The organism is Microbacterium sp. NPDC076895, from assembly GCF_040687115.1.
Taxonomy (GTDB): Bacteria; Actinomycetota; Actinomycetes; order Actinomycetales; family Microbacteriaceae; genus Microbacterium.
The window spans coordinates 106,058-114,603 of sequence record NZ_JBFBMQ010000010.1 but is presented as its reverse complement, the minus strand read 5'-3'; the positions used below and the strand labels follow the sequence as shown (position 1 = coordinate 114,603).

Below are 8,546 nucleotides of genomic sequence, written 5' to 3'. Positions count from 1 at the left end.
CGACGTTCCTCCGCGACATCACCGAATGGGGCTGGGACGCAGCGCCACCTCGGAAGGTGCTGTTCCGCGACGACATCCCCAAGCTCCCGCAGGTGCTGCCCCGCTACCTCCCCATCGATGCCGACCGGCGACTCACCGCCGCTTTGACCGAGCATCCCGACAACGAGCTGGCCGCACTGGCGCTGCGGCTGCAACGCGCTTGCGGGCTGCGGATCGGGGAACTGCTCGACCTCGAGCTGGACTGCGTTCACGAGCTCGATGGGAACGGGGCATGGCTGAAGGTCCCGCTCGGCAAGCTCGCCACCGAACGCATGGTCCCTCTCGATCCTGAGACTCTCGAGGTGATCGACCGGGTCACCCAGATCCGCTCCCACGGCAGACCACTCCCGCACCCCCGCTACCGGCGACCCGCGCAGTTCCTGTTCACCTACCTCGGCCGCAGACTCACCCAGCAAGGCGTCCGCCGCGAACTCGATCACGCCACCGAGGTCGCCGGGCTCGGGCACGTCACCTCCCACCAGCTGCGACACACCTACGCGACCGCGCTGGTCAACGCCGGCGTCTCCCTGCAAGCCCTCATGGCCCTCCTCGGCCACCAGTCCGCGGAGATGAGCCTCCGCTACGGGCGCCTGTTCGACCACACCGTCCGCACTGAATACGAACGCGCCCTCGACCTCGCGAAACAGAACACCACCGCCCCCGCTGCCGGAGACACCGGCGGGCGCACCCAGCTGCCGCTCACGGCCATCACCGGCGGACGCGACTGGAAAGACGCCCCGCTGCTGAAGTCCCGCATGGCCGGCGGGTTCTGCCTCCGCGCCCCCGCGCAGGGAGCATGCAGCTACGCGAACATCTGCGAGCACTGCCCGTCCTACCGGTCCGAACCCTCCTCACTGCCGATCCTCGCCGCGCAACGCGTCGACGCCGACGCTCTCGCCCGCGACGCGGAACAACGAGGATGGATCGACGAGGCCGAACGCCACCAGAAGCTCATCGCCCGCCTCGACGCGCTCATCGCCGACACGGAGACACAGACCGGATGACCAGCACCACGCTGAACCAGATCGAACGAGCCTGCGCCGACCTCGCCCGAGACGGCCACCCGATCACGATCGCCGCGGTCGCCGAGCACGCCGGAATCTCCCGGTCCACGATCTACCGCAACCCCGAACTCCGCGCCATCATCGAGCACCACCAGCAGACCGCGCCGGACGGCAACATCACCGCGATCACCGACGAACTCGCAACTCTCCGACAAGCCGTCCATACCCTCGCCGACACCGTCCGCCACCACGACGCGCAACTCCGCCGACTCACCGCCGACTGACCGCATTACCCGGCCAAACCCAGCACCAAGGCCGATTAGCCGGATAAGCCGGGGACAACGCGAGTATGGAGAGCTTCTTCAGTCTCCTCCAGAAGAACGTACTCAACACGAGACGCTGGGACACCCGCGCCGATCTCCGCCTCGCGATGGTCACCTGGATCGAAACGAAGTACAACCGCCGACTATGCGAACCTCATCACCGTCGGATTCGCGATGCTCTCGATCGGCATCGCCGAGTCTGCGATGGATGCCTACGCTGCCGCCGCCCGAAAGAGCAAAGGCGGCGCCCCGTCACAGTCCGAGAACCAGTGGGTGCAGATGGAGACCGGCATGCTGTGGACGCAGCTGCAGGCAGCACGCCTGTTCGCGGAGCGCGTCGCGTGGCTCGCCGACGAGCGTTCCGAGGAGGCCATGCCCGCCGCCGCCGAATCGAAGATGCTCGCGAACGAGGTCGCCAAGCAGGCTGCAGCGGAGGCACTCCGGGTCGGCGGTGGCGGGAGTTTCCTGCTGAGCTCGCCGATTCAGCGGATCTTCCGCGACGCCCAGGCCGGAGCCCTCATGGCGTACTCGGTGCCCCTGGCCCAGCAGGTCGTCGGCGAGGCCGTCCTCACCGCCGACTGACCCGCGGCATGCGTCACGAACTCCTCAATCCTGGCGGCCCTCCCGCCCAGGGCGCTGGTTCCCGGGCTTGGCCGCAGCGGGTGTGAGGAGTTGGCTCCGGGCGGGGTGGCCGCCCCGTCCGGGGCAGCGACAGAGCCACCCGGCGCGCACCAGCGCGGGCCGGCGTCGCCAACTCCTCAAGAACGCCACATCTCCGGCCTCGGTCATGCCGGCTTGGGCCCGTGCCGGTCGGATGTGAGGAGTTAGCCACAGGGCAGGGCGCGCCGGGTGGCGGTGTCGGATGCCGCGGCTAGCCTGATCGCATGGCCAAACGTCCGACCACCGCTGCTCCCTACCGGTGCACCGAGTGCGGCTGGACAACGGTCAAGTGGGTCGGCCGCTGCGGCGAGTGCCAGCAGTGGGGCACGGTGGTCGAAGCCGCCGAACAGACCGGGATCGTGCGGACACTCACCCCCACGGCGCCGAGCGCCGATCGCGCTGCGCAACCGATCACGCGGGTCTCGGCATCCGACGCGCCCCGCCGAACGACAGGCATCGGCGAGTTCGACCGCGTGCTCGGCGGCGGTCTGGTCCCGGGTGCCGCAATCCTGCTCTCCGGCGAGCCCGGCGTCGGCAAGTCGACACTGCTGCTGGATGTCGCGGCGCACTCCGCGGCATCCGGTCACCGCGTTCTTTATGCGAGCGCCGAGGAGTCCGTCGCGCAGGTCAGGCTGCGGGCCTCGCGCACCGGGGCCCTGCACGACGAGCTCTACCTCGCGAGCGAAACCGACCTCGCGACCATTCTCGGCAACGTCGACGACGTGCAGCCGAGCCTCCTGATCGTCGATTCGGTGCAAACCGTTTCGTCGGCGATGCACGAGGGGGCGGCGGGCCATCCGTCGCAGGTGCGTGAGGTGGCGTCGACACTCATCCGGGTCGCGAAGGAACGGGGCCTGCCGGTCATCATCGTGGGGCACGTGACCAAGGACGGCTCGATCGCCGGCCCCCGCATCCTGGAACACCTCGTCGATGTCGTCTGCCACTTCGAGGGCGACCGCCAAAGCTCGCTGCGCTTCGTTCGTGCCCTCAAGAACCGCTTCGGCCCGACAGACGAGGTCGGATGCTTCGACATGACCGGCGACGGCATCCAAGAGGTCGCCGACCCCAGCGCGCTATTCCTCGGGCACGGCGATCCGGTAGCGGGAACCTGCGTCACGATCGCGATGGAAGGGCGCCGGGCCCTTCCCGTCGAAGTGCAGGCGCTCACGATCAAAACCTCGGCACCGAACCCCCGGCGGATCGTCAACGGCGTCGAGGCCTCACGCGTAGCCATGGTTCTCGCGGTGCTCGAACGGCGAGCTGGCGTGATCGTCAGCGACCACGATGTGTACGTGTCGACCGTCGGCGGGGTGCGGCTGGCCGAGCCCGCGGCAGACCTCGCCATTGCGGTCGCCGTTGCCAACGCTGTCAGTGAGACTGCGCTTGCCAAGGGGACCGCAGCGATCGGCGAGCTCAGCCTCGCTGGCGAGATCAGACCCGTGATGCAAGCGGCCCAGCGGCGGGCAGAGGCTGAGCGTCTCGGCTACCGCACGGTCGTGGATGCGGCATCCAAGAATCTGCGCGGCGCACTCGGGGACTTGAGTCTGCATACGGTGCGGCCGGGCCGGCGACCCGGCTCCGAGCGCTCCGACGATGGACCAGGTTTCTAGCTGCCGGCCGGGTTAGTCCTCGATCCGGACCTCGAGGGCGGCAAGCACATCGGCTGGGCTCGCCTGCATCGGATGAGGCCCCGCCAGGTCGAAGAAGACTGTGGTGATCTCGTCGCGGTGCGCCTGTAGAAAGGTCTTGAGGCTTGCCGGCGGCATCAGCGCGACCGCCGGGGGAAGGGTCGCCGGCTTGTTTGCCGCGTCGCTGAACAGAAGGAGAGCAACCTGGCCGGTGTTCGGGTCGCGAAAGGTCCACACCTCACCGACGTCGAGCGGATTGTCGCGCTGCCCCGGCTTCATGAGCGGCACCACTGTCGGACCGTGCCGCAGGGCAAAAGCAACAGCTGCGACATCCTGCGTCTGAAGCGCATCAGCCAATTGCGTGTTGCGGAACTCCAGCGGCTTCGCGCCCTTCTTCCCAGCCATCCTTCCAGGGTAGATGACCCCACCGGCAGGCTCCCGGCGTGCGGTCGGCGTCAGTAGAGGAAGAACTGCTTGGTCTGGTCCGAGGCGATGCCGCCGATCTCCACAGCGAGGTGGTACGACGCACCACCAGCGCCTGCTGACGGGCGCGACTCGGCGTCGCACGTGCTCACGGATGAGCGGGTGCGGTCCCACGTCAGCGGTGTCGCGCTGTCGACTGTCTGGCCAGCCTCCAGCGTCACGATCATGTCACTCGGGTCGGTCTGACAGTCTGTCGAACGCCACCACGTGTCGCTCCCACTGGTGATCGTGAACGACTGCGTCGTGGTTCCGACATTGATCGTGCACGAGGCATCCGAGGTGTTCGTGAGCCGGATCGACAGCTGGGGGTTCTGACCCGAGGCGTACTCGTCCTGGTCGGTGAGTGCCTCAACGGTCACGTCTCCGCGCGTGCACGTCGGGGGCGCGGTCTCCAGGGGGCCGGGGTCGGTGGTCGCCGCAGCCTCGGGTGCTGACGAGTCAGTCGGGGCGGGCGTTGTCGCGGTCGGGGCCGGGCTGACGGATAACGTGCGGGTCGGCTTGGGACCGGCATCCGGCTGCGCCGCGCTCGACCACGGTTGGGCGACGAACAACCAGACAATCGCGGCGATGATCGCGATCAGTGCGAGCAGCACGACGAGGCGCCGCCGACGGTACACGCCCGGGGACGGGCGGCGACGCGGTGGCTGGCTGCTCATGCATCCAGGGTAGGCGCGGGGCCGCGCGACGCCGGATCGGCGCGCCTCAGTCGAAGGTCTTCAGCATCCGCGTGTTGCCAAGGGTGTTGGGCTTCACATGGGCGAGGTCCAGGAACTCGGCGACACCCTCGTCAGGCGAGCGGATGAGCTGTGAGTACACGTCCGGGTCGACGACCTGCTCGCCGATCACCTCGAAACCACGGGCCGAGAAGAACTCCACCTCGAAGGTCAGGCAGAACAGGCGTCGCAGCCCGAGCGCACGCGCGTTCTCTTCCAGACGGTCGACGATCGCTCGGCCGACGCCGTGATGCAGCCACTCGTCAGCGACGATGAGAGTGCGGATCTCGCCGAGGTCGTCCCACATGACGTGCAGCGCACCACACCCGATAAGTCGGCCATCGGCATCCTCGGCAACGGTGAACTGCTGCACCGACTCGAACAGCACCACGAGGTCTTTGCCCAGGAGAACTCGTCGCTGCACCCAGGGTTCGAGGAGAGCCTGGATCGCGCGAACGTCCGCCGTTCGTGCCGGTCGGACGCTGAATTCGGTCATCCCCCCAGCCTAGAGCGCGAACTCTCCAAGGAATCTGCCAGGCGCACCCCCTTCCCTGACTGACCGGCGCGGCGGATGATCGAGGTAGCACCACCGATCGCGCGGTGATGTCAAGCCCCCACCGTTTCGCCCGGTGCGGGTGGACCCTTCAGGAGCAGTTCCCTTCAACGGGAGGATCCACCATGGTCCCCACGACATCCACCCCCACGCCCGCTGCCCCGCCTCGAGCCCCCGCACCGACGTCAGAATCGGTCGTTCTCATCGGTCCCACCACGTACGAAGTGCACCGGGCTGATCGGGTCGTGGGCTACATCGACATCGTCGGCGGGGTCTATGTCGCCCTCGCCGGCCCCCGCTACGACCATGCGGTCGAGGTGCGGCAGTCGATCATCCTCGACACAGCGGTAGCGGCGCTCCTCGCGCCTTCCCTGGCGGCCTGAGGGAACGACGAAGGGGACGGATGCCGAAGCATCCGTCCCCTCTCAGCCTGTGCCGGGATCAGTCCGAGGTGATCGCCAGGTCAGGCGTGATCGAGATGTCGCCGCCCGAGATCACGCCGACCGCGACCTTCTCACCGCGCGGACCGTGCTCGAACAGGAACTGGCCGTTCTCGGCATCCACCTTCACGTGGTCGCCGGGGTTCAGTTCGCCGTGCAGGATCTTCTCGCTCAGCTGGTCCTCAATCTCGTGCTGCATCGCGCGACGCAGCGGGCGAGCACCGAGGGCCGGGTCGAACCCGACCTCGATGAGGCGATCCTTCGCGGCAAGCGACAGCTCGATCGTCATGTCGCGGTCGAGCAGGCGCTCGCCCAGGCGCTTCGTGAACAGGTCCACGATCTGACGCAGTTCGTCCTTATCGAGCTGCGGGAACACGATGATGTCGTCGACGCGGTTCAGGAACTCGGGCTTGAAGTGCCGCTTGAGCTCTTCGTTCACCTTGCCCTTCATCCGGTCGTACGACGTCGCGGTGTCACCCTCGACCTGGAACCCGACCGGGCCGCCGGCGATCGCCTGCGAACCGAGGTTCGTCGTCATGATGATGACGGTGTTCTTGAAGTCCACAACGCGTCCCTGACCATCGGTCAACCGGCCCTCTTCGAGGATCTGCAGGAGCGAGTTGAAGATGTCGGGGTGGGCCTTCTCGATCTCGTCGAACAGCACGACCGAGAACGGCTTGCGACGCACCTTCTCGGTGAGCTGGCCGCCCTCTTCGAAGCCGACGAATCCGGGAGGGGCACCGAACAGACGCGAAACGGTGTGCTTCTCGCCGAACTCACTCATGTCGAGCGAGATCAGGGCACCTTCATCGTCGAACAGGAACTCGGCGAGTGCCTTGGCGAGCTCCGTCTTTCCGACACCGGTCGGACCGGCGAAGATGAACGAGCCGCTCGGACGCTTCGGGTCCTTCAGCCCCGCCCGCTGACGACGGATCGTCTTGGATAGAGCGGCGATCGCCTCTTCCTGGCCGATGACGCGCTGGTGCAGCGCCTTCTCCATGAAGACGAGGCGGCTCGACTCCTCCTCGGTGAGCTTGAAGACGGGGATGCCGGTCGCCTGGGCGAGCACCTCGGCGATCAGGCCCTCGTCGACGACGGCGGGCGACGAAACCTCACCCGAACGCCACTGCTTCTCAAGACGCAGCCGCTCGGCGAGCAGGCTCTTCTCCTCGTCGCGCAAGGATGCAGCCTTCTCGAAGTCCTGGTCCTCGGATGCAGCTTCCTTCTGCTCGCGGACCTTCGCGATCTTCTCGTCGAATTCGCGAAGCTCCGGCGGGCTCGACAGGATGCTCAGGCGCAGGCGTGCTCCAGCCTCATCGATCAGGTCGATGGCCTTGTCGGGCAGGAACCGGTCGCTGATGTAGCGGTCGGCGAGGTTCGCGGCCGCGACAATCGCGCCATCGGTGATCTGCACCTTGTGGTGCGCTTCGTAGCGGTCGCGCAGCCCCTTCAGGATGTTGATCGCGTGGGGCAGGCTCGGCTCGGCAACCTGGATCGGCTGGAAGCGGCGCTCGAGCGCAGCATCCTTCTCGAAGTGCTTGCGGTACTCATCCAGCGTCGTGGCACCGATGGTCTGCAGCTCACCGCGCGCGAGCAGAGGCTTCAGAATGGATGCCGCGTCGATCGCACCCTCGGCAGCACCGGCCCCGACGAGCGTGTGGATCTCGTCGATGAACACGATGATGTCGCCGCGGGTGCGGATCTCCTTCGTGACCTTCTTCAGGCGCTCCTCGAAGTCGCCGCGGTAGCGGGATCCGGCGATGAGCGAGCCGAGGTCCAGCGAGTAGAGCTGCTTGTCCTTCAGCGTCTCGGGGACATCGCCCTTCACGATCGCCTGCGCGAGGCCCTCGACGACGGCGGTCTTGCCGACGCCGGGCTCACCGATCAACACGGGGTTGTTCTTGGAGCGGCGCGACAGGATCTGCATGACCCGCTCGATCTCTTTCTCGCGCCCGATGACGGGGTCGAGCTTGTTGTCGCGCGCGGCCTGCGTGAGGTTGCGACCGAACTGGTCGAGCACCTGCGATCCGCCCTGAGCCGTTCCCTGGGCCTGCTCGCCAGCGCCCGTGGCGACACCCGCGGGCTCCTTGCCCTGGTAACCCGAAAGCAACTGGATGACCTGCTGGCGCACCTTGTTGAGGTCAGCGCCGAGCTTGACGAGCACCTGAGCGGCAACGCCCTCGCCCTCGCGGATGAGGCCAAGCAGGATGTGCTCGGTGCCGATGTAGTTGTGGCCGAGCTGCAGCGCCTCGCGCAGCGACAGCTCAAGGACCTTCTTGGCGCGCGGCGTGAACGGGATGTGGCCCGTCGGCTGCTGCTGGCCCTGGCCGATGATGTCTTGCACCTGCTCGCGAACGGCATCCAACGAAATACCGAGCGACTCGAGCGCCTTGGCAGCAACGCCCTCACCCTCGTGGATCAGACCCAGGAGGATGTGCTCGGTGCCGATGTAGTTGTGGTTGAGCATCTTCGCCTCTTCTTGGGCGAGCACAACCACGCGACGGGCACGGTCGGTGAATCTCTCGAACATCCGCTTACTCCTTCGGCCGGTGAGTCGCTGGATGCTGACCCACTGCTGGCGTCGTACATCGAGAGTAACGACGGAGCGGGAACGCTATGCCCGTGTTCGCCAGGGGCATACCGCATCCTCCTTCTCGCGCGGGCTGGCGATCCGGCCTCGCCGCAATCCCGACCGGCCCGCAG

At 67.2% G+C, this 8,546-nt stretch carries 9 protein-coding genes and 1 pseudogene; 6 read left to right on the top strand and 4 right to left on the bottom strand.

The features are described 5' to 3' along the window. From AB0O89_RS10405 to radA, 5 genes and pseudogenes are all read left to right on the top strand, one after another. Nucleotides 1-1,043, top strand: a 1,043-nt coding sequence (locus tag AB0O89_RS10405) for a tyrosine-type recombinase/integrase (RefSeq protein ID WP_363497147.1), incomplete at its 5' end; no start/stop codon positions are given. Next, nucleotides 1,040-1,327 (top strand): DUF6262 family protein, encoded by a 288-nt coding sequence (locus AB0O89_RS10400; protein ID WP_228178689.1) that lies wholly within the window; start codon nucleotides 1,040-1,042, stop codon nucleotides 1,325-1,327. The genes AB0O89_RS10405 and AB0O89_RS10400, both read left to right, overlap by 4 nt. A gap of 29 nt (nucleotides 1,328-1,356) precedes the next feature. After that, nucleotides 1,357-1,509: pseudogene (locus AB0O89_RS10395) on the top strand (IS3 family transposase); the annotation flags it as partial. Nucleotides 1,510-1,540: 31 nt separating this feature from the next. Next, entirely contained in the window at nucleotides 1,541-1,948 is a 408-nt protein-coding gene (locus tag AB0O89_RS10390; protein ID WP_300591515.1) for an acyl-CoA dehydrogenase family protein, read from the top strand. A 302-nt stretch (nucleotides 1,949-2,250) separates the two neighbouring features. After that, on the top strand, nucleotides 2,251-3,636 hold the full coding sequence (radA, locus tag AB0O89_RS10385) for a DNA repair protein RadA (RefSeq protein WP_300591516.1): 1,386 nt from the start codon (nucleotides 2,251-2,253) through the stop codon (nucleotides 3,634-3,636). A gap of 12 nt (nucleotides 3,637-3,648) precedes the next feature. Here radA and AB0O89_RS10380 read toward each other — a convergent pair whose 3' ends face one another. From AB0O89_RS10380 to AB0O89_RS10370, 3 genes are read right to left on the bottom strand one after another with little or no spacing between them, the layout of a single operon-like run. After that, nucleotides 3,649-4,059 carry a dehydrogenase gene (locus AB0O89_RS10380; RefSeq protein WP_300591517.1) on the bottom strand — a complete coding sequence of 137 codons (411 nt, stop codon included), beginning with the start codon at nucleotides 4,057-4,059 and terminating at the stop codon, nucleotides 3,649-3,651. Nucleotides 4,060-4,109: 50 nt separating this feature from the next. Then, nucleotides 4,110-4,793 (bottom strand): hypothetical protein, encoded by a 684-nt coding sequence (locus tag AB0O89_RS10375; protein WP_300591518.1) that lies wholly within the window; start codon nucleotides 4,791-4,793, stop codon nucleotides 4,110-4,112. A gap of 46 nt (nucleotides 4,794-4,839) precedes the next feature. Continuing rightward, nucleotides 4,840-5,346, bottom strand: a complete 507-nt coding sequence (locus AB0O89_RS10370; protein WP_292732458.1) for an amino-acid N-acetyltransferase — start codon at nucleotides 5,344-5,346, stop codon at nucleotides 4,840-4,842. Nucleotides 5,347-5,528: 182 nt separating this feature from the next. Between AB0O89_RS10370 and AB0O89_RS10365 the strand changes: the two genes are divergently transcribed. Beyond that, nucleotides 5,529-5,786 carry a hypothetical protein gene (locus tag AB0O89_RS10365; RefSeq protein ID WP_363497140.1) on the top strand — a complete coding sequence of 86 codons (258 nt, stop codon included), beginning with the start codon at nucleotides 5,529-5,531 and terminating at the stop codon, nucleotides 5,784-5,786. A gap of 58 nt (nucleotides 5,787-5,844) precedes the next feature. Here the strand turns inward: AB0O89_RS10365 and AB0O89_RS10360 are convergent, their stop codons facing one another. Then, complete coding sequence (locus AB0O89_RS10360; protein ID WP_363497137.1) at nucleotides 5,845-8,373, bottom strand: ATP-dependent Clp protease ATP-binding subunit; 2,529 nt, start codon at nucleotides 8,371-8,373, stop codon at nucleotides 5,845-5,847. Nucleotides 8,374-8,546: the final 173 nt, after the last annotated feature.